This is a genomic window from Selenomonadales bacterium 4137-cl (assembly GCA_032334055.1).
In the GTDB taxonomy this organism is placed as follows: Bacteria; Bacillota; Negativicutes; order Sporomusales; family UBA7701; genus Anaeroselena; species Anaeroselena agilis.
This window is the reverse complement of sequence record JAUOZS010000001.1, coordinates 3,448,641-3,469,730: the sequence shown is the minus strand read 5'-3', so window position 1 is coordinate 3,469,730 and position 21,090 is coordinate 3,448,641. Positions and strand designations below refer to the sequence as shown.

Genomic DNA, 21,090 nt, shown 5'->3' with positions numbered 1-21,090 from the left:
AATACTAGTGGATAACCAATATTATTTTTCCGCTTATAATTGCGGGCGAATTCCTTTACACTATATATCGAAAGGAAAGGGCAAAAACATTATGATTCGAGAGCGGCGGAGCAAAGAAAAATTGTTGCAGTATTACCGGCGGTTCGTTGAGCACGGGACGCTTGACGCCAATGTCCACCCGTGGGTGGCCGAGTCTTGGCAGCGAAGCCGCGCCTGGGGGGTTCCGCGCGATTCGCTCAGGCCGCCGGTGAAGCTGGCGAAGGCGGAGCTTGAGGAGCGCCGGGCGAAGCACCGCACCGCGCTGACTTTTTTGGAAGGCCTGTATCAGGAGGTGCGGGGGCACTTCAATATGTATAATCTCAGTCTGTTGCTGCTTGACAGCGAATGCTACGCGCTGAAGAATTATGCGCTGCCTTTTTTTCAGCAGCCGCCGGGCGAGGTGGAGGGGGCGAGGCTGACCGAGCGGGATATCGGTACGTCGAGTATCGCGATCGCCTACGAGCATAGGACGCCTTTCCTCGTTTTCGGCCCGGAGATGTGGATCGAGGACGGTCAGGCGGGGGACGCGGGGTCGGCGCCGGTTTTCCTGGACGGCAAGCTGCATTATATCCTTACGCTTGTTTCAACCCAGCAGGCCGATCTGCCGCCGGGGGCGCTGGAGTCTCTGTTGCTGACGGTGAAGTATGCGATGGAGCACAATCTGGCGATGGTGGCCCGCCTGGAGGCCAAGCACGCTATCCTTGACGCGGTGCCGCTGGCGGTTTACCATGTTCTGCCGGGCGGCCGGGTGGCTTATGCCAACAGGCTGGGCCAAAGCCGGCTCGCACCCCCGGTTGATGGCGGCGATGCGGACAGACTGCCCGTTCTGGAGGAGGTTGTGCTCAATTACCGGCATACGCCGCTGGCCAAGGGGCTGCTCGGCATCCCGTCCTATAACAAGGAAGTGGTGTGGATTACGCCGGGCAAGACGTATGAGGATATCACGACGGTGCTGCCGCTTTATCGCGACGGCGAGGTGAGCGGCATCGCGGCGATCTCGCAGTCGATCGAGGATTTGAAGGTGCTGGCTGCCCACGCGGTCGGTTACGCGGCCCGCTACAGTCTGGCAAGTCTTACGGGCGAGTCGTCGGTGTTCCGGACGATGATCGAGAAGGCCGGGCGGGCGGCCCGCAGCGATAATCACCTGTTGCTGCAGGGCGAGCCGGGGACGGGCAAGCAGCGCCTGGCCCACGGCATCCACCAGGCTGGTTCGCGGGCTGCCGGCCCGCTCATAACGATAAGGTGCGGCGATATCCCCCCCGAGGTGCTGGCAGGCGAGCTTTTCGGGGCGGAAGGCGGCGCGGCGGGACATAGCCCCGGCAAGCTGGAGCTGGCCCACGGCGGCACGCTGTTTATTGACGAGATCGAGAAGATGCCGCCGACGGTGGCGGATCGGCTGGCGGCCGTACTCGCGGCCGGGCGGTTGCCGGAGCGGCCGGAGCAGCAGCTGGATGTAAGGATTATCGCCGCCTGCGACGGCGATCTTCGGCGTGCGGCGGAGAAAGGGCGGTTTCCGCTCAGCCTGTATGAGACGGTGGCGAAGCCGGTTATCCGCGTGCCGGCGCTCAGAGCCCGGCGCGACGATGTCCCGCTGCTGGCCGCGCATATCATCCAGGAGCTGGCCGAGCAGCACGGGATGGACGCCAAGGAGATGGCGCCGCAGGCGGTGGAGGTTCTCAAGGCGTATGAGTGGCCTGGCAATATCAAGCAACTGCAGACTGTCGTCGAGCAGGCGTTCTTCCGGACTCAAGGAGGCGTGATCACGGCCCAGGCGATCCATCTGCCGGGGGAGACGGGCCGGAGCGAGGCCTGGAAGGAAGACCGCGAGGCGTTTGTGGCGGCGTGGCAGGCGGCCCGCGGCAATGTCAGCCGTCTGGCGGGGATGTTGGATGTGAGCCGGGTGACGTTGTACAGGTATATCAAGAAGTACGGTTTGGAGAAGGAGTAAAGATTGCCTGGGAGCGGATAAGCTTTATTGCATGCCGGCGAAGGTATCGTCGCTGGGAAGGCGGGGGAAGGTAAGGGCAAAGACCGTGCCTTTCCCCACTTCGCTGCTGACGGTTATTTCTCCGCGGTGGTCCTCGACGATGCGCCGCGAGATGGCCAGACCGAGCCCGGTGCCGCTTTCTTTGGTGGTGTAGAAGGGTTTGAAGATGTCCGCCATGGCGTGGCCGGCGATGCCCTGGCCGGTGTCGGCGACGTCGACGCGCACGGCGGGGCCGACGGCGAGGGCGCTGATGGTGAGGACGCCGCCCTCCGGCATGGCTTGAAAGGCGTTGCGGGCGAGGTTTATCAGCACTTCCTTGATTTTGTCGCCGTTGCCGCGGATGAGGAGCGGTTCGCCGGGCAGGCGGACCGCGACGGTTACTCCGGAGAGAATGGCTTCGCCGTAAATCAGGTTTTGCACGTCGCGGACGAGCTGGACGATGTCGACGGCGGTAAATTCGGTTTTTCGCGATCTGGCGAGGGAGAGGAAGTCTGACAGGATGCTGTTGATATGGCCGATTTCCTCGGCGATCAGTGTGCAGTAGTCTGTCGTGGTCTGGTCGGCCTGACGGATGGCGCGGGCCCGCATGAGCTGGATGAAGCCGCTGACCGACGTCAGCGGATTGCGTATTTCGTGGATGGCGCCGGCGGCGATTTCGCCGATGCCGGCGAGGCTTTCGAGCTGTTCGGTGCGGAGGGCGGTTTCGCATGTGCCCGGGGTTTCACGAATTATGACGAGGGTTTTGCCGGGGCCGCCACCTGGGGGCAGCGGGGTGGCGTCGACGAGGACGGTGGCCGGTCGCCCGGGGATAGAGGCTTGTTCGCCTTTGAAGGCGGTTTGGTTCTGAAGGAGCGGACCCAGCCAGGCCAGGCCCGGGGTGTTGGGCAGCCGCCGGCCGGTGCCTGCTGTCCGGGGCAGGGCGAGCAGGGCTTCGGCGCATTTATTGAGGTAGACGACGCGGTGGCCGACGTCGGCGATTAGCGCAGCGCCCGGGATGGCGTCGAGGACAACCTGGAGCAAGGCCGGAAGGGGCACAGGGATCTCTCCTTTCAACGTTTATGGTATTAGATATTCTCCATTTGTTTTCCATTTCCTGTAAAATAAATGACAAATAAGGGAAATTTTTACTATTTTTTCGCGAAGCGGTATTGCGCCTGCGGGTGGACGGCTTTGCCTTGAACTGCGAAGAGGACGGAGGATTGGTCGTGCGTTTACGGAGAAAACCGGGGGTCGCCGAGGCTCTGAAGCAATACGAGGGGCTCGTGGTAGCGGCTTGTACCGGAGGCGGATGGCAGAGGGAGTTCGGGCGGACGGCCCCGCTGCATGTTGAGCTTGGGGTCGGCAAGGGTACCTTTATCAGCGAGCTGGCGGCGAGGGAGCCGGGGATAAATTTCGTCGGCATCGAGGCCCAGCCAGAGGTGATTTTTCAGGCGGCGAAGAGGGTCATCGCGCGCGGGGTGCCGAACGTTCGCCTGCTGCATTTCGACGCTAACGGGATTACGGAAATTTTTTCGTCCGGCGAGGTGGGGCGGCTGTATATCAATTTTTGCGATCCGTGGCCGAAAAAGCGCCATGCCAAGCGCCGCCTGACCAGCGGGCTTTTTCTGACGAGGTATCGGGGCGTGATGGCGCCGGGGGGCGAGTTGTTTTTTAAGACCGACAACGCCGAGTTGTTCGCTTTTTCGTTGGAGGAGTTTGCGAAGGCTGGCCTGGAGGTGCGGAACGTGTCTTTCGACTTGCCTGCCGACGCGGCCGGGAATATCATGACTGAGTACGAGACGCGGTTCAGATCGCTGGGGGTGAAGATAAACCGCTGCGAGGTGGTTTTTCCGTAGTTATGTAAAACTTAACAAATGCTCGGGTCGTGGCATACAATGTAGTAGCGAAAAATCTGGCAAACGGGGAGGATTACTATGCCACGGCCGAAGGTTGTGAATGATAAACGTCAGCCGGTACCGCCGCTTAATCTTGAGGAACTGAAGTTTTGGCTGCGGATAATGGAAGAGCATGCTCAGTTCATTAAGGCGGGCCTGCCTTGCGATAGCATCGTCCTCATCGGGGAGGCCGATAATTTCCAGCAGGAGTTTGCCGCGCTGCGGGTCCGCGCTGAGCAGGTACAGAACCAGCGGCAGTTCACCGAGCTTGTCGACGCTACGCAGACGGTCGTAGGCGAATTTTACCGTTATAAGCGCCGTCTGCTGCAGATGGAACTGACGTGCCAGCTTTTGGGGTGTAATTTCGCCCTATTTCTCGACCATGTGTCGCGGGAGGCCGAATATTTTCTCATGCTGTTGTCCGCGATGGGGAGCGGACGGCTGCTTTATCAGTCGGCTGGCGCGCGGGAGGTGACTTTCTGGCTGCGGCTGATGGCAGATCATAGCCGGTTTATCGTCCACCGCCTTGACCCTTCGGAACGGGCGATGGTGGAGACGGCGGAAGGGTTCGCGTGCGAATTCGACGCTCTTTATCTGCAGGGCCGCGATTTCGTGAGCATGTTGAGGGGGTCGACAAATGAGGTGCCGGCATTCCGGCGTTTTTTGCAGGATGTTCGGGTGTCGACGCTCAAATTGAGGGATTTTAAGCGGGCGGTCGAGTCGCTGATCGCAGAGTGCCGGCTTGTGGGTCTGATTCCTGCGCTTTTGGCCGACCATGTGCGGCGGGAGGCGGACCACTTCCTGCTGGTGCTGGCTATTTTGGAGAAGGGGACTTTCGTCCCCTATGACGAGGACGGCGAGCTTGAGTTCGCGGCTCTGGAGGAAACCGCGGTTATGGCCGCCGGCGGTGCGGTCGCGGTGGCCGCCGCGGAGCTTGCCCAGAATCCGGCGGTTGTTTATTACGACGATGAAGACGAGGATGATGACGAGGAGTACGGCGGACGCGATGACGAGGATAATGACGGGGAGGATGAGGAGGACGGTGAGCGTGAAGACGCGCCGCTGCCGACTACGCCCCCGCCGCCGGAGCCGCCGGCTAAGCCGGCCAAGGTCAAGTGGAGCGGTAAGTGGCCCCGACCGCTAGGGGCGCAGAAGTAAAACGAGAACCCCTGGAAAGGGGTTCTTTTTACTGGCGGGGTTAATTTTGTCCGCACTGTTTCTGTATGTGTTCAGTCGATTATCGCCAATGGCCGGAGGAGTTCGCGCCTGCAGGCGGTAAAGGCGAGCGGCCGGCGGTTGACGAGGTCGATGAGGCAGAGATCGGCGTTGGCGTTGCTGGTGGCAATGGCGAACCGGCCGTCGGCGGTGAGGGACAGCCGCGATGCCGAGCGCCCGAGGTGGATGGTGCCGGTTACCGTGGCGGCGGCAAGGTCGACGACGGCTACGGAGGCGCTGTCTTCGCAGGCGATGTAGGCTGTCAGGCCGTCGGCTGAGGCGGCGTGGGCCGGGTAAACGGGGTGGGAGGCGGCGCAGCGGGAGCACTGGATGGTGACGACGACGGGGGAGGCTCCGTCGGGAGGAAAGAGGATGAGACCTTCGCCGCTTACTGGGCTGGCGGTATAGGTGGCTAGCAGCAGGCCGGGAACGACGGAGAGGCTGGTGGGGACGACGCCGAGGCGACAGGTGCGTAGAAGGGTGCCGTCTGGGCTGTAGACGGCAGCCAGTCCGCCGCCGTCGGCTTCCCATACGCCGTGTATTTCGTTTCCGGCTACGGCGAGGCCGGCGCAGGCGGAAGCGTCCGGCGGTTTTTCCCAGGTAGAGCAGGCCGCGGTGGCGAGGTCGAGGGCGTGCGGGATGCCGGCCGGGTCCGCCAGGTAGGCGACAAGTCCGTCGCCGGCCAGGGAAAATTGGACGGGATGCGGCAGGGGAAAAGGCATGGCGGAATGGTCGGCCGCTCTTGCCGTGAGATCGATTTTGCAGAGTGCGCCGGTTCCATTGTGGCCGGCCAGGGTGACGAAGGCATGGTTCCGGCCGGGGCCGGGCAGCAGGTCGATGGCAGCGTATCCCCGCGGCAGGGGGAATTCGGCGAGAACTTCGCCGCTGGGGCCGTCGGCGAGGAGGAGGGAATGGCCGGCGGCGTCGAGGAGGAGGAGGGTGAAAGGGGTGACGGCTGAGGTAGGCATTATGTATCACCTCCGGAAATCGGTAGTATATATTATTCTGGCCAGGGCAAAAGCGATATTGGGCGGGTCGGCTGTTTCTGGTATAATGGGGACGGGATGTTTTCCCGGCACGGAAGGAGGATGCGGTGTGCGCAGGGTGCCTGTTCCGTGGGCCAGCCCCGGCGAAGCGGTTTTATATATTGTGCTGATACTGTTCGCCATCGGCGCGATCAACGTGTTCAGCGCCAGCTTCGTTCTGGCCGGGCAGCTCTTGAACGACAGTTTGTTTTTTCTGAAGAGGCATCTTGTCGCCTTTGCGGTCGGAATGGTCGGCCTGGCCGTCGCCGCCAGCATCGATTACCGCCGGCTGATAAAGTATTTGCCGCTGATCGTGCTGGTTATGCTGGCGCTGCTTGTGGCGGTGCATTTCGCCGGGATCGATGCCAACGGCGCGCGGCGGTGGCTGAAGCTGGGGATTAAGTTTCAGCCGTCGGAATTCGCCAAGCTGACCGCGCTGCTGATGGCGGCCGCCTATTTAGGACCGCGCCTTGAGAAAGGCCGCCCCGTGACGATTTTTTCCTGGCCGGTAATCGTCGCCGGAGTGATGGGGTTTCTTGTTCTCCGGCAGCCGGATATGGGGACGGCGGTGGTCATTGTCGGCCTGTGCCTGATTCTTTATCTGCCAAGCGGTATACCGAAACGGCAGGTGTATGGCCTCTTGTTCTGCGGCGCGATGGGGACGGTGTATCTTGTTTACGCGGCCGCGTACCGGGCCGAGCGCATCCTGGCCTGGCTCGATCCCTGGTCTTACGAACAGACGAGCGGTTATCAGACGGTCCAGGCGCTAATGGCGATCGGGTCGGGCGGCCTTTTCGGCACCGGCCTGGGGATGGGGGCAAGCAAGTTTTATTATCTTCCCGAGGCCCACACCGACTTCGCGTTCGCGGTGTTGTGCCAGGAGATGGGTTTTGCCGGCGCTTTCCTGGTGCTGTCCCTGTTCGCGCTGCTGGCCTGGTACGGCATCAAGATCACGCTGCAGGCGCGTGACGGCGTCGGGATGATGGTGGCCGCCGGGGCGACCTTCCTCATCGTCGGCCAGGCGGCGGGCAATATCGCGATGGTATCCGGCCTGCTGCCGGTGACGGGGATTCCGCTGCCTTTTATCAGTTTCGGCGGCACTTCTCTGGTGGTCAATCTGCTGGCGACCGGCCTGCTGATAAGCGTCGGCCGCCTGGGAGGAAAGGGCGCTCCGCCGGACGAAACCGGACCGGAGAAGGAGAGCGTCCGCCTGAAACTGGTCAACCGCCGGCTGGGCAGGAAATAAGAACGGAAATGTTTAGCCCTCTCGCCATGGTGGCATAATGCTACTGCGAGGGGGCTTTTTATGTTGTGGCTTATCCGCCTGGGCGCCTATATGTTGAGCGGCGCTGTTATCTGGAGTTTTCTGCACGACGGGACGGGGCCGGTCGCTTATTTTCCCGGCGGGAGGCACCTTGTTCTTGATCCCGACAATGGCATGGTTTTCGGGGTATGCGCGGGCCTGGGCAAGTATACGGGGTTTGATACGACTTTTATCCGCCTGGGCTGGGTGCTGGCCTGCCTATACCGGGGCGTTGGCGTGGCCCTGTATCTGCTGGCGTTTTTGCTGATGCCGCTGTGACGAAATGCGCCTCCGGCTGACTGTGATGGTCGGCTTTTTTTTTGCCCTTTGTGACGTTGCCAGTCAGATTCACATAAAATGTAGTAGGTCCATGATTAAGGAGGGAGATTCGTTTGGATAAACAGACCAGACCCAAATGGTACGAGGAAGCGATGATGGGGTGCCCGCCGGCGAAGGGAATGATGATGAACGACGGGTGCATGGCCATGGAAGTGACCGAAGCCACGGGAGACGAGTATCCCATCCCGCCCGGGATGTTGGCTCACGCGTATATCCCCTGGCAATGCTACACAGCGGCGTTCTCGCCATGCGAGGCCTTGATGAAAGGCACTCTTTTCCCCGAACTCTGGGGCGCGTACCCTGTCCCGAAGTGATTAGGAGGTGCAATGTATGGATTGCCAACAGCAGATGATGCTTTTCAAGAAGATACAGGAGATGCAGTTCGTGGCTATTGAATTACACCTGTATCTCGACACCCATCCGTGTGACCAGGACGCGCTGAACGACTACAACTGCGCGGTCGAAATGCTGAACAAGCTGATGAGCGAATACGAGGAAGAGTTCGGGTCACTGCTGGCGCACGGTTTCCACGGCCGCAAGGAGTGGAACTGGATCGAGGGTCCGTGGCCGTGGGAAATGTCATATTAAGATAAAGGAATGGTGAAATATGTGGGTATATGAAAAGAAGCTCGAATACCCGGTGAAGGTCACCTGTCCTAACGTTAAGCTGGCCAAGTATATCGTGGCGCAGTATGGCGGACCGAACGGGGAGTTGTCCGCATCCCTGCAGTATCTTAACCAGCGATATACGATGCCGACCGATATGTCCAAGGCGGTTCTCACCGACATCGGCACCGAGGAACTGGCGCACATGGAAATGATAGCGACTTTGGTTTACAAGCTGACAAAGGACGCCTGCCCGCAGGATTTTGAAGAGGGCGGCTGGGGAACGCAATACGCGCTTCATGACGGGGCGCTTTTCTGGACCGATCCTAACGGGGTGCCCTGGACAGCGAAATACCTGCATGCCCAAGGCGATCCGATTGCCGACCTGATGGCTAATATGGGAGCCGAGCAGCGGGCGCGTACGACGTACGAGCATCTGATCGCCCTGTCTGAGGACCCGCTTGTGAACGATGCGCTGCGCTTTTTGTGGGAGCGGGAGGTCGTGCACTTCCAGCGGTTTGGCGAGGCGCTGAATCATGTGCAGGAGTGGATGGCGAACAGCAAGCATTGCTGGACCGGGCACAATATGGCAAAGTAACGGCGGAAAAGGAAACAGCGGCCTCTGCCGCTGTTTTTCACGCAGGCGACAATACATCGCTCGACGTACTAAGTGCGGATGCTTCTGGGCGATGATGCTGAAAGTTTAGTAGGAATAAAAAATCATAACATATACTAAACAAAAATACTTGCCAACTGGTGAGGCCTTTGCTATACTTTACTCAATAGAAAAGTTGACGGCGATGATGCCCCGGTCAAAAGACCGGGGCATTTATGTTTGATCGGGCGACGGGGCCTTTGCTTTTTCGGCAAGGGCCTTTTTGCGTTCGTGGCTTGGTAATAGGGCAATGGCCTTATTATAAAAACTTTACAGAAAGAAGGATCAGCATGAGGGTTTTCCACAAGCTCGTCGGATTTATTACCATTTTGGCTTTCGCCGGTCTTTTGGCCGCCGGGTGCGGCAGTTCTCCGGCTCCGGCCGCCGCTCCCAAGAGCCGTATTGACGAGATCAAGAAAAAAGGCAAACTGGTACTGGCTACGGGCAACTATCGTCCTTTCGAGTATCACGATGAGAAGACCAACAAAATTATCGGCTATGATATCGATCTGGCCGAGATGATCGCCAAGAAAATCGGCGTTCCGCTGGAAGTGCGGGAGATGCAGTTCACCAGTCTTATTCCCACCCTGCAAAACGGCCAGGCCGACCTGGTAATCGCCGCGATGTACATAACCGACAAGCGGCGGGAGGTGGTCGATTTTGCCGATCCCTACATGGATACCGGCATGGTGCTGGTGACGATGAAGGACAATACGAGCATCAAGAGTCTGAAAGACCTCAAAGGCAAGACGGTGGGCGTAAAGACGGGGGCCACCAGCGAGAAGGTAGCCCAGGACGAGAAGGCCAAGGGTACGGATATGACGATCAAGAGCTACAAAGAGACGGTTGACTATCTCCTCGACATGGAGAATGGCCGCCTGGACGCTTCCATCAACGATCTTCTGAATCAGTTGGAATACAATAAGTCCCATCCCAACGTCAAAATCGTCGGCGACCCCTTTACCAAGGCTTCTTTGGGCATCGCCGTGAAGAAGGGCGACAAGGAGCTGCTGGCTCTGATCAATTCGACGCTCAAGGAAATGAAACAGAACGGTGAAGCTGACAAGCTTTACAAGAAGTGGCTGGTAGGCGCCAAATAGTTTTTCCGGAAAGGATCTTCCGCCATGAGCTTGGATTACTCAATTGTCATCGCCAAATTTCCCATTTTGCTGGAAGGCTGCTGGGTTACGCTGCAGATTTCTTTCTTCTCGCTGCTCCTGGGGATGGTATTCGGCATAGCGGGTGCGCTGTGCCGAATTTCCTCCAACCGGCTGCTGATGTCGCTGGCGTTTTCCTATGTCTGGATTATCCGGGGCACCCCCCTGATGGTCCAGTTGTTCATCCTGTACTTCGGGCTCCCGCAGCTGGGGCTCAAGCTTGACAGCATGACGGCCGGCGTATTGGGACTCGCCATCAACACCGGCGCCTATATTACCGAGATTATCCGAGCCGGCATCCAGGCCGTCGACCGCGGACAGATGGAGGCCGCTTTGTCGGTGGGCATGAATTACCGCCAGACCATGGTGCGCATCATCGGGCCGCAAGCCAGCAAGATCTGCATTCCGCCGCTGGTGAACCAGTTTATCATGACCCTGAAGAATTCTTCGATCGCTTCGCTGGTGACGATTACCGAGCTGTTCCGGACAGGTGAGCAAATTATTTATACTACGTTCCGCAGTTTCGAAGTATATACTACGGTGGCGGTGCTGTATCTGATCTTGAATTCTATTTTCATGGTGATTGCCGATAACCTGGAAAAAAGGATGGCGCGCCAATGAACCACAAGCATATTCTTGAAATGGACAAAGTAGATAAGGCCTTCGGGCCGGTGGAAGTGTTGCGGGGCTTCGATCTCCATCTGCATTACGGGGAGAAGGTGGTAATCATCGGGCCGAGCGGGTCGGGGAAAAGCACGGTGCTGCGCTGCATCAACCGCCTGGAGCCGATCCAGGGCGGCACGATCAGCTTTGAGGGGGAGACGCTGACCGCGAGAACGAATTTATGCAGTCTGCGGGCGAAGATCGGCATGGTGTTTCAGCGTTTCAACCTTTTTCCCCACAAGACGGCGTTGGAAAATATCATCGAGGCGCCGTTGATCGTCAAGAAAATGGCCAGAGGAGACGCTGAGGCGATTGCCGGCCGCCTGTTGGAGCAAGTGGGCCTGTCGGATAAGCGGGACAGTTACCCCCGGGAGTTGTCCGGGGGGCAGCAGCAGCGGGTGGCCATCGCCCGCGCTTTGGCTATGAGTCCGAAGATAATGCTGTTCGACGAGCCGACTTCGGCTCTCGATCCCGAGCTGGTGGGCGAGGTGTTGCAGGTGATGAAGGAGCTGGCGGCCGACGGGATGACGATGGTGGTCGTCACCCACGAGATGGGCTTTGCCCGCGAGGTAGCCGACCGGGTTATTTTTATGGATCAAGGGACGATTGTCGAGGAAGGTCCGCCCCAGGCTATCTTTGAAGCTCCGGCCCACGAGCGCACCAAGTCGTTCCTGAGAAGAATCCGCCATTGAACGGGGGCGAACCGATGAGTCATGTTCAAGGTCTGGAGTGCGTAACCTGCGGGCGCGGCTATAGTTGCCGGGAGGTGGAATATTATTGCCCGGTCTGTGGTTACGAAGACGGCATCCTGGACGTAAAGTACGATTATGCGGCCGTAGGCCGGGAGATCAACCCGGCGATAATGGGGGCCTGCGATGAACGGTCGATGTGGCGGTACCTGCCGCTGCTGCCGGTGGAGAACCCTGCGCTGATCCCGCGCCCGCAGGTCGGCTGGACGCCGCTTTATCCGGCGCCCCGCCTGGCCCGGGAACTGAAAGTGGCGGAATGCTATATCAAGGACGAAGGGCGAAATCCGACCGCGTCTTTTAAAGACCGCGCCAGCGCCGTGGGCGTGGTGAAGGCGCTGGAGAAAGGCGCCGCCAGGATTACCTGCGCTTCCACGGGCAATGCCGCTTCCTCCCTGGCGGGGTTTGCGGCCGCGGCCGGTCTGCCGGCCACGATTTTTGTGCCGCGGCAGGCGCCGGAGGCGAAAAAAGCCCAGTTGATGATTTACGGCGCTCAGGTGCTGGCGGTGGAGGGGACTTATGACCAGGCCTGGGAGCTGTGCATGCAGGCGAGCGCGGAGTTCGGCTGGTACAACCGCAATTGCGCGGTCAACCCGTATCTTATCGAGGGCAAGAAGACGGTAAGCTTCGAGCTGGTCGAGCAGTTCGCGAGCCTAACAGGCCGGCCCTGCCCGGACTGGGTGGCGGTGTCGGTGGGCGACGGCTGTACGGTCGGCGGCGTGTGGAAGGGTTTACGGGAGATGCACCGGCTTGGGTTTATGCCGAAGGTGCCGAAGATTCTCGGCGTGCAGGCGGCGGGGTGCCAGCCTTTCGTGACGGCGTGGCGGGAGGGTGGATCGCTGTGTCCGGTGGCGGCCGATACGATCGCCGATTCCATCGCCGTCGGCCATCCCCGCAATTTCCGCAAGGGGCTGAGGGCGGTGACCGCTTCGGCGGGAGCGTTCGTCGCGGTAAGCGACGATGAGATAGCTTGGTCGATGGTCGCGCTGGCCCGCAAGGCCGCCGTGTTCGGCGAGCCGGCCGGAGTGGCGGGAGTGGCCGGGGTGAAAAAGGCGGCGGAGCAGGGAATAATCGCCGCCGGGGAAACGGTGGCCATCATTGTAACCGGCAACGGCCTTAAAGATACCCGGAGCGCCATCCGGGCCGCGGGATCGCCTGTGGCGATAGAGCCGTCCCTGGAGGCCGTCCGGTCGGTTGTCGCCGGGGAGGGAGCCCATGGTTAGAACGCTGATTCGTAATGCAGTTATCGTCGACGGCACCGGCAAAGAGCCTTTTACGGGCGATGTGGCGATCGCCGGCGACCGTATCGAGGCGGTGGGCCGCGTGTCTCTCCGGGACGGGGTTTTCGCCGCCGTTATCGATGCCGATGGGCTGACGCTGAGCCCGGGCTTCATCGATATGCACAGCCACTCCGACCTTATTCAGATGGTCGAGCCGGCGGCGGCGGCCAAAATCCGCCAGGGGATAACCACCGAGCTGCTGGGCCAGGATGGCCTGGGGGTGGCGCCGCTGACGGCCGGGACGGTTGCCGCTTACCGCCGTCAGGTGGCGGGCCTGTTGGGCGATCCGCCGCTGGGCTGGGGATGGCGGAGTTTCGGGGACTATCTCGCGGAGCTGGAGCGGCGGCGAACAGCCACCAATCTGGCGGTGCTGGTCAGTCACGGTCCGCTGCGGCTGGCGGCCGCGGGCGCGGACGAGCGGCCGGCCACCAGCGCCGAAATAGCCGCCATGGTCGAGATGGCGGGACGGGCTTTCGCCGAAGGCGCGTTTGGTTTTTCCACCGGGCTTATCTATCCTCCCTGCGTGTTCGCCGCCGGTGAGGAATTATCCGCATTGGCCGCGGCTACGGCGGCGGCCGGCGGGATATTCGTCGTCCATGTCCGCAACGAGCGCGGCCTGGTTAAGGAGTCGATCGGGGAGATTTTCGCCATTGCACGGGAGACAGGCGTTGCTCCGCATATTTCCCATCTGAAGGTGATCGGGCGGGAAAACTGGGGCACGGCGCACGAGGTTCTGGCGCTATTCGACCAGGCGGCGGCCGAAAATCTGGCGGCTTCATTTGACCAGTATCCCTACCCCGCCGGCAGCACGATGCTGAGCGCGCTGTTGCCGCCGCACGCCCACGCCGGCGGGCCGGAGGCTTTGCTGGCCCGCCTGGCGCATCCGGCGACGCGGGCGCGGCTGGCGGAGGAGATGGCGGCCGGGTTGCCGGGCTGGGAGAACATCGCTTCGGCGGCCGGGTGGGACGGCGTGCTGGTGACCGGCCTTGACGACGGCCCCAACAAGCGCTGGGAAGGCGTCAGCCTCGCCGCGATCGCCGGCCAGAAAGGCACGACGCCGCAAGATACGGTTTTCGATCTGCTGATCGAAGAAAATTTGAAGGTGTCGATGGTCAATTTCAGCATGGCCGAGGAGGATGTCGGCGCTATTATCCGTCACCGCAGCGGCATGCTGGGCACCGACGGTCTGCTGCTGGGCAAGCCTCATCCGCGGGCCTACGGCTCGGCTGCGCGCATCCTGCAGAAATATGTGCGGGAAGAGAAGGCGCTTACCCTCGCTGAGGCTGTCGCCCGGATGACCGGGCGTCCCGCCAGCCGGCTGGGGCTTATCGGCCGGGGCTTTATCGCACCGGGAGCGTTTGCGGATATCGTGCTGTTTGACGCTGCGAGAGTGGCTGAGGGGGGGAGCTTCACCAATCCCTGCCGCCATCCCGTAGGGATCGAGTATGTGTTCGTTAACGGGGTGGCGGCGGTAAAAAACGGGGAGGCGGCAGGCTCTCCGGCGGGAAAGGTTCTTCGCAGGGAACGAAGAAAATAGAAGGAGTACCTTTTCTGCTGGAGGGCGACAATGCTAGGGAAAAAAATCCGCGACAAGAGACAGGAAAAAGGGCTTACCATCCGCGAACTGGCCACCGGCGCCGATCTTACCTCGGGATTTTTGAGCCAGGTGGAGCGCGGGCTGGCGGAACCGTCGATTACCTCGCTGCGCAAGATTGCCGCGATGCTGAACGTACCCATTTTTTATTTCCTGATGGACGAGCAAACTGACAATCTTATCGTCCGCAAGGGGGCGCGCAAGGTGGTGAAGACGGGCAAGGGCGAGGTCACTTTCGAGCTGTTGTCCCCCGATCTGAATCGCACCATCGAGATGATGGTGGGCAGAGTGGAGCCGGGCGGTGTCACCTGCGAGGAGCCGCTGAGCCATTTCGGCGAGGAAAATCTGGTGGTGGTCCAGGGGAAGATGAGGATTCAGATCGGTCAGGATTTTTTCGAGCTTGACGAAGGGGACAGCATTTATTATCTTTCCAGCATCCCCCATAAGATATGGAGTGTCGGCGACCAGGAATTAATTTTTATCTCGGCCATCACGCCGCCTGTGTTCTAGCGGTTTTGCCGGCGGCCGAGGTCAGGAGGAGCCTATGAAAGAGGGATTGGTGTTAAGGCCGCCGGTGGCGCCTTGCGACGAGTCGGCGATGATCCGGTTCTGCCAGCGGCTTGTCCGGCAGCGCAGCTATACCGGCGAGGAAGGCGGCGTTGCGAAGCTTTTAGCGGCGGCGATGACTGAGCTGGGGTTCGACGATGTCCGTACCGATGCCGCCGGCAACGTCATCGGCGAGATCAGGGGCGGCCCGGGGCCGAAGCTGCTGTTCGACGGGCATATGGACACTGTCGAGGTGAGCGACCGGGAGAAGTGGTCGGTGGACCCGTTCGCCGGAGTGATAAAGGACGGCCGCCTGTACGGGCGGGGCGCGAGCGATATGAAATGCGCGCTGGCGGCCATGGTTTACGGGCTGGCCCCCTTGGCGAAGTATAAGGACAAGCTGAAGGGTTCTGTTGTAGTTTCCGGGACGGTGTGCGAGGAAACCTTCGAGGGGTTGGCGCTCGGCAGGGTGGTAGAGGCGGTGCGGCCGGATTATGTGGTTATCGGTGAGGCGTCGGCGCTCAGCCTGAAAAGGGGCCAGCGGGGACGGGCCGAAATCGCGGTTACTACTTTCGGCAAGGCGGCCCATTCTTCCAATCCGGCGGTGGGCAAGAATGCCGTGTACATGATGATGAAGCTGGCGGAACGGATTGTACGGACAGCCGTGCCGCGTGACGATTTCCTCGGCGAGGGCATTCTGGAGCTGACCGACATCGTGTCGGTCCCTTATCCGGGGGCGTCGGTGGTGCCGCACCAGTGCCGGGCGACCTTTGACCGGCGGCTGTTGGTGGGGGAAACGGAGGAGAGCGTGCTGGCGCCCCTACGCCGGTGTGTCGCCGAGCTGGCGGCGGACGACGGGGCTTTCCGGGCTGAGGTGGAAGTGGTGACCGCGGAGCAGGTTTGTTATACCGGCGAAAAGATGGCCGGCAAAAGGTTTTTCCCCGCCTGGGTGTTGCCGGAAACCGATTGCCTGGTGGCGGGTGCGCTGCGGGGCTTGCGACAGGGTGGGCTTGACCCCGAGGTTACCAAGTACAGTTTTTGCACCAACGGCAGCTATTCGGCCGGCATCGCCGGCATCCCGACTATCGGCTTCGGGCCGGGCCGGGAAGACGGCGCCCATGTGGTCGACGAATACATGGAGCTAAACCAGTTGACCGGCGCCGCCGCTGGTTATCAGGCGATAGCCGCCAGCATATTGAAGTTCGACGAGTGACAGAGGAGGGCAACCCCGTGGCAAAGATTCCTTTCGGACCAACCTATGATGAGATGCTTTCGCCCGCTCTGATCGAGCCGTCGGTGCGGGCGAAAGCGCTTAAGGCGCTTTACGAAGACGAGATGAATCCCATCAATCTCTTTAATATCACCTGGCGGGGCGCCGACGACCAGGTCAGGAAGCTCGTCCTGCCTCCCGCCCTTACCGGCACGGACGCTAATGTAGTCGTTATGCTGGGCTGCGGGTTTCCCTCCGGTTCCCATAAGGTCGGCCCGGCTTACAGCACGCTCATCGAGGGCATTGTCGACGGCGAAATAACCGATGCACACACCATTTTAGGGCCGTCCACGGGCAACTTCGGCATCGGCACGGCCTATATATCCAAGCTGCTGGGCCTGCGGGCCGTCGTCATCATGCCTGACAACATGAGCAAGGAGCGTTATGAGCGAATAAGGAAGTATGGCGGCGAGCTTGAGCTTACGCCGGGGTCGGAGTCGGACGTCATTCTGACGCTGGAACGCACCCACGCGCTGATGAAGAATCCGCTCAACAAGGCGTTGGCCCAATTCGAACTGATGGCCAACTATCGTTTTCACCGCCATGTCACGGGCGGCAGCGCCGTTGCCGCTGTCCGGGGGGTGGGCAACGGGCGCATCGCCGCCTTTGTCTCGGCGCCCGGGTCGGCCGGGACGATCGCCGCCGGCGATCAGATCAAGCAGGCTTTCCCCGAGGCGAAGGTCGGGGCCCTCGAACCGTACGAGTGCTCGACGCTGGCCAACGGCGGGCGGGGACAGCACCGTATCGAGGGTATCGGCGACAAGATGTGCACACTGATCCATAATGTTTTGACAACCGATTTTCTTGTTCTTATCAAAGATGAGGAAACTATCCAGGGCCTTAAGCTCTTCCAGGACGGCGCCGATATTTTCGCGTCCCTGGGGGTCGACCGGGCGCTGGCTGACAGCCTGCGGGACAGATTCGGCCCTTCTGGCATCTGCAACATTATCGGTGCCGTCAAGCTGGCCAAATTCCTTCGCCTCGGACCGGGGGACAATGTCGTCACGGTGGCCACGGACGGTTTTGACCGCTACCACTCGGTGCTGGCCGATATGGAGCGGCGGTATCTGGAGATCGCGCCCTTTGTTATGGAGCGGTGGGCTAAGGATATTTTCGCCGGCGCTGACGAAAGCCGCATCTACGACGTGCGCAAGGCGGCCGCCAAGGAAAGGCTGTTCGCGCAAAAGGAGAAGGACTGGCTGAAGTTCGGCTATAGCCAGGCTTATCTGGACAGTATGCGGGATATGGCCTTCTGGGAGCAGGAATACGCCAAAGTGGCGGTATACAACGAAAAGATCGCCGCGCTGCGCTGAAGGGACGAGCGAACCGAGCAGCGGGAAACAAACGGAAAACAGCGGCCTGTGCCGCTGTTTTCCGTTGCGCGGAGGGACTGACGTCGCCGTCGCCGGAAAGTATATCTACCTTTAGTCAGAAGGAATGAGCGCCGGCTATTGACGAACCATGGAGAATAATACCTTAGTTTCAATAACTGGGGGTACTTACAATGGGCTTGGGTCGTAAAATAGCCATGCTGCAAGTGCTGCTGATCGTTTCTTTTGTTGGCGCGATGCTTCTCCTGGGACGGATGGTGTGGGGGGAGAGCTACCTCAGCCTCGAACGGGAGGAGGTGATGAATAACGTTACCAGGACGCGGCTCGCCTGGGAAGAGGAGCTTGACATTCTGGGATCGCTGGTCGGCGACTGGGCGCCATGGGACGACCTGGCTGCTTTCGCCCGGGATGTCAGTGACCGGGAATTTGTGGAGAAGAACCTGCCTGACGCTCAAATGGCTAACTTGAAGATTAATGTGGCGCTTGTCACCGACGCGCGGGGGCGGGTGCTGTTCGCCAAAGCGGTGGATCAGGAGAAGAAAACCGAGACCAAAGTTCCCGGGGCTTTGCTGGCGGCGATGGAAAAGGTGGCCGGTGAGCAGGGCGCGGTTCTTAAAGGCGAGGAAAAATTGAAAAGCTTTGTTGTGGTGGAAGGACAACCAGTTTTGTTTGCCATGCAGAGAATACTGAGAAGCGACAAGAGCGGCCCCAGCCCGGGGCTATTCGTCTTCGCGAAATATGGGGACGCGGCGCTGATGGCGGAGATCAGCCGCCGGACGCAGGTGAAGGTGGCGATCGGGGAGGACGGCGGCAGCCTGGCGGACGCCGGCCGTGAGCAAGCGGGCGACGGGGTCATCCTGCAAACGGGTGACGAGGTCATAACCGCGTATTACCCGTTAGTCGGTGCAAGCGGCGAGAAAGGCTTGTTCCTGGTCAGCACCACGCCCAGGGATATTTACAAGCAGGGCCAGGCGCAAATGCGGTTTTTCCTGCTGGCTGCGGCGGTTTTCGGGGTGCTGCTGACGATGATCACTCTGTTGGTTCTGGACAGGTTGGTTCTCGCGCGGGTCAGAAAGCTGGGGACGTTTATTCATTCACTTATCGGGGAGAAGGATTATTCGGTCAGGCTGGACTTGCCTGGCCGCGACGAGCTGTCGGGGGCGGCTGCGGCGATGAACGCGATGCTGGCGCAGATCGAAGCGTCGCAGGCGGAAATAACCGGGCTGCTGGATTCGGTTAAACGGGAGCTCGCGGTCCGCAAGAAAGCCGAGCAGAGGCTGCTTTATCTGGGTTTGCACGACCCGCTGACGGGAATGTTTAACCGGACGTACTTCGAGGAGGCCATTCTCCGCCTGATCGCGAGCCGGCCCAAGGGGATAGGGGTGATATGCTGTGATCTCGACGGGCTGAAACTGATCAACGATTCTTTCGGTCATTCGGTCGGAGACAGGGTGTTGTGCGAAGTGGCGACGATCATCGGTGAGACTGTGAGCGGCGAGGGTTTCGTCGCGCGGTTGGGAGGCGATGAGTTTGCGGCCGTGATGACCGATATCGGCGAGGACGAGGTTCAGGAGGCAAGCCGCAAGATGCGGCGGGAAGTGAAGATCGGAGATTTCGGCGGCGTTGGCCTGAAGCTGAGTCTGTCGGTCGGGTGGGCCTACTACGGGGGCTCCAGTCCGAGTGAGGCCACCGTGCGCGACCTTCTGAAACAGGCGGACGATTTCATGTACCGCCGCAAGTTGTCAAGCAGCCACAGCAACCGCAACACGCTTGTAAACGGCATGCTGGAGTTGCTGAAGGCGCGCGATTTTATCACCGAAGGCCATTCCCAGCGCCTTCTCGGACTGGTGGTGGCGATGGCGAGAAGGCTGGCGCTGAAGGAATCGCAGCTAAATGATCTCAGTCTGCTGGCCCAGTTCCATGATATCGGCAAGGTGGGTATCGCCGATGCGCTGCTTTTCAAGCCCGGCCCGCTGACCGCCGAGGAAAGGAAGGAGATGGAGCGCCACTCCGAGATTGGTCATCGGATTGCCCAATCGGTACCCGAGTTTGTCCCGATCAGCGATTTTATCCTCAAGCACCACGAGTGGTGGAACGGGAGGGGCTATCCTCTTGGCCTTAGCGGGGAGGAGATTCCTCTGGAATGCCGCATTCTGTCCATTGCGGATGCTTTTGACGCCATGACGAGCAACCGGCCTTACCGCAAAGCCATGACGCAACGGGACGCTGTCGGAGAGCTGAGACGGTTTGCCGGCGTGCAGTTCGATCCCCGGTTGGTAGAAGTGTTCATCGGTATAGTGGCGGAAAAGGCCGGCGAGTAAGGCGGATACTTGTGTTTTTCGGGCCGAACGGCAGGGGATGACGCGCCTTTTATGGAATAACACTGTCGTATGTCGGTGTTTTTGCCGAAACCCAAACGAAAAGGGGGTTATACCGTGGCAGGCAGCAAAGCGCCGCTGGTGAAATCGGCGTCCCGCACCCTGGATATTATCGGCTATATCGCCAAAAGCGCCAAACCGCCCAATTTCACCGCTATCCTGCACCACCTCGACATTCCGAAAAGTTCGCTGTCGCTGCTGCTGCACGAGCTTGTCAACAGTGATTACCTGGATTACGACCCCGAAACGCGGGTTTATTACCCAGGGTTGAAGCTTATACAGATCAGCGCGGTCTGCATCAACAACACCAATATTTCCCGGGAGATTTCCCAGGGCATCAAGAAGCTGAGCGACGAGTTCGGGGAGACGACCCACGCCGGCATCCTCGACGGGCGGCACATCGTCTATATCGCCAAGCATCACGGGTCGAGAGACGTCAGCGTGGTGGCAACGATCGGCTACCGTATCCCGGCCCACGCCACCGCGATCGGCAAGGTGCTGTTATCGACGCTGCCGGATGAGGAGCTCGAAGCCCGCATTGGCGGCATCCAGCTTGAGCGCTACACCGACAATACGCTGACAGACTTCGGTGCGCTCGTCGCCGAACTGGGCAAAGTGGCCGAGCAGGGCTATGCCGTTGACAATCAGGAGATTATTCCCGGCGGCATTTGCGTGGCCGCGCCGATCGTCGACAAATCCCACAAGACGGTGGCCGCGCTGAGCGTGACGATGGCGGCCGGCCGCGCGTACGAAGGAGACATGATGCCGGCGGTGGTCGCGAAGGTCCGCGCGATGGCCGGGCATGTATCGATGCGCCTGGGAAAGGTGTAGACCGGTCACCGGCGCGGGGTATGCGGGTGCGGCGGCGGTAAGATAAATTAAGTTGTGCGCCGGCAGGAAAATCGTAACAGCGCCAAGAATACTGTCGCCATAAACAACAGTTTTATTTTGTTCATAATGGTGAACTGTGTTCGATATAATGAACTGTCTGGTTGTCGCCGAGGTTCCCGCAGGCTTGAGTGCGGGCGAAGATGACGGCCATGCCTGTGTTCGTGGAGATGAACAGCGTTCATATATATGAA

20 protein-coding genes are annotated in these 21,090 nt (G+C 60.2%); 18 read left to right on the top strand and 2 right to left on the bottom strand.

The genetic code is table 11. The annotated features are described in order from the left end of the window. Nucleotides 1–91 precede the first annotated feature (91 nt). Entirely contained in the window at nucleotides 92–1,987 is a 1,896-nt protein-coding gene (locus Q4T40_18090) for a sigma 54-interacting transcriptional regulator (protein ID MDT8903149.1), read from the top strand. A 24-nt stretch (nucleotides 1,988–2,011) separates the two neighbouring features. Here Q4T40_18090 and Q4T40_18085 read toward each other — a convergent pair whose 3' ends face one another. Further along, nucleotides 2,012–3,061, bottom strand: coding sequence for an ATP-binding protein (locus Q4T40_18085; protein MDT8903148.1), 1,050 nt, complete (start codon nucleotides 3,059–3,061; stop codon nucleotides 2,012–2,014). Nucleotides 3,062–3,231: 170 nt separating this feature from the next. Here Q4T40_18085 and trmB point away from each other — a divergent pair, with 170 nt between their 5' ends. After that, nucleotides 3,232–3,861, top strand: coding sequence for a tRNA (guanosine(46)-N7)-methyltransferase TrmB (gene trmB, locus Q4T40_18080; GenBank protein ID MDT8903147.1), 630 nt, complete (start codon nucleotides 3,232–3,234; stop codon nucleotides 3,859–3,861). Nucleotides 3,862–3,939: 78 nt separating this feature from the next. Beyond that, nucleotides 3,940–5,058 (top strand): DUF2935 domain-containing protein, encoded by a 1,119-nt coding sequence (locus tag Q4T40_18075; GenBank protein ID MDT8903146.1) that lies wholly within the window; start codon nucleotides 3,940–3,942, stop codon nucleotides 5,056–5,058. Between the two features lie 71 nt (nucleotides 5,059–5,129). Here Q4T40_18075 and Q4T40_18070 read toward each other — a convergent pair whose 3' ends face one another. After that, on the bottom strand, nucleotides 5,130–6,083 hold the full coding sequence (locus Q4T40_18070) for a hypothetical protein (protein MDT8903145.1): 954 nt from the start codon (nucleotides 6,081–6,083) through the stop codon (nucleotides 5,130–5,132). A 127-nt stretch (nucleotides 6,084–6,210) separates the two neighbouring features. Here Q4T40_18070 and Q4T40_18065 point away from each other — a divergent pair, with 127 nt between their 5' ends. The 15 genes from Q4T40_18065 to Q4T40_17995 all read left to right on the top strand — a co-directional run bounded on the left by Q4T40_18065 (nucleotide 6,211) and on the right by Q4T40_17995 (nucleotide 20,839). Continuing rightward, nucleotides 6,211–7,386: a putative peptidoglycan glycosyltransferase FtsW gene (locus Q4T40_18065; GenBank protein ID MDT8903144.1), complete on the top strand. Its 1,176-nt coding sequence runs from the start codon at nucleotides 6,211–6,213 to the stop codon at nucleotides 7,384–7,386. A 60-nt stretch (nucleotides 7,387–7,446) separates the two neighbouring features. Next, nucleotides 7,447–7,722, top strand: coding sequence for a PspC domain-containing protein (locus tag Q4T40_18060; GenBank protein ID MDT8903143.1), 276 nt, complete (start codon nucleotides 7,447–7,449; stop codon nucleotides 7,720–7,722). A 113-nt stretch (nucleotides 7,723–7,835) separates the two neighbouring features. Beyond that, nucleotides 7,836–8,096, top strand: coding sequence for a spore coat associated protein CotJA (locus Q4T40_18055; GenBank protein MDT8903142.1), 261 nt, complete (start codon nucleotides 7,836–7,838; stop codon nucleotides 8,094–8,096). Between the two features lie 16 nt (nucleotides 8,097–8,112). Beyond that, entirely contained in the window at nucleotides 8,113–8,370 is a 258-nt protein-coding gene (locus Q4T40_18050; GenBank protein ID MDT8903141.1) for a spore coat protein CotJB, read from the top strand. Between the two features lie 19 nt (nucleotides 8,371–8,389). Then, nucleotides 8,390–8,986 carry a manganese catalase family protein gene (locus Q4T40_18045; protein ID MDT8903140.1) on the top strand — a complete coding sequence of 199 codons (597 nt, stop codon included), beginning with the start codon at nucleotides 8,390–8,392 and terminating at the stop codon, nucleotides 8,984–8,986. Nucleotides 8,987–9,333: 347 nt separating this feature from the next. Next, nucleotides 9,334–10,143: a basic amino acid ABC transporter substrate-binding protein gene (locus tag Q4T40_18040; GenBank protein ID MDT8903139.1), complete on the top strand. Its 810-nt coding sequence runs from the start codon at nucleotides 9,334–9,336 to the stop codon at nucleotides 10,141–10,143. Between the two features lie 24 nt (nucleotides 10,144–10,167). Then, nucleotides 10,168–10,821, top strand: a complete 654-nt coding sequence (locus tag Q4T40_18035) for an amino acid ABC transporter permease (protein ID MDT8903138.1) — start codon at nucleotides 10,168–10,170, stop codon at nucleotides 10,819–10,821. A gap of 11 nt (nucleotides 10,822–10,832) precedes the next feature. After that, nucleotides 10,833–11,555: an amino acid ABC transporter ATP-binding protein gene (locus Q4T40_18030; GenBank protein ID MDT8903137.1), complete on the top strand. Its 723-nt coding sequence runs from the start codon at nucleotides 10,833–10,835 to the stop codon at nucleotides 11,553–11,555. Between the two features lie 14 nt (nucleotides 11,556–11,569). Next, complete coding sequence (thrC, locus tag Q4T40_18025; protein MDT8903136.1) at nucleotides 11,570–12,832, top strand: threonine synthase; 1,263 nt, start codon at nucleotides 11,570–11,572, stop codon at nucleotides 12,830–12,832. Beyond that, nucleotides 12,825–14,426 (top strand): D-aminoacylase, encoded by a 1,602-nt coding sequence (locus tag Q4T40_18020; protein MDT8903135.1) that lies wholly within the window; start codon nucleotides 12,825–12,827, stop codon nucleotides 14,424–14,426. The genes thrC and Q4T40_18020 overlap by 8 nt, the downstream gene beginning before the upstream one ends. A 30-nt stretch (nucleotides 14,427–14,456) precedes the next feature. Next, nucleotides 14,457–14,993: an XRE family transcriptional regulator gene (locus Q4T40_18015; protein MDT8903134.1), complete on the top strand. Its 537-nt coding sequence runs from the start codon at nucleotides 14,457–14,459 to the stop codon at nucleotides 14,991–14,993. A 34-nt stretch (nucleotides 14,994–15,027) separates the two neighbouring features. Then, a complete protein-coding gene (locus tag Q4T40_18010) occupies nucleotides 15,028–16,242 on the top strand; it encodes a YgeY family selenium metabolism-linked hydrolase (GenBank protein MDT8903133.1) in 1,215 nt (404 codons plus the stop codon). 17 nt (nucleotides 16,243–16,259) lie between these two features. Beyond that, on the top strand, nucleotides 16,260–17,612 hold the full coding sequence (locus Q4T40_18005; protein MDT8903132.1) for a pyridoxal-phosphate dependent enzyme: 1,353 nt from the start codon (nucleotides 16,260–16,262) through the stop codon (nucleotides 17,610–17,612). A gap of 191 nt (nucleotides 17,613–17,803) precedes the next feature. Further along, complete coding sequence (locus Q4T40_18000; GenBank protein MDT8903131.1) at nucleotides 17,804–19,951, top strand: diguanylate cyclase; 2,148 nt, start codon at nucleotides 17,804–17,806, stop codon at nucleotides 19,949–19,951. Between the two features lie 114 nt (nucleotides 19,952–20,065). After that, nucleotides 20,066–20,839 (top strand): IclR family transcriptional regulator, encoded by a 774-nt coding sequence (locus Q4T40_17995; protein MDT8903130.1) that lies wholly within the window; start codon nucleotides 20,066–20,068, stop codon nucleotides 20,837–20,839. Nucleotides 20,840–21,090 lie beyond the last annotated feature (251 nt).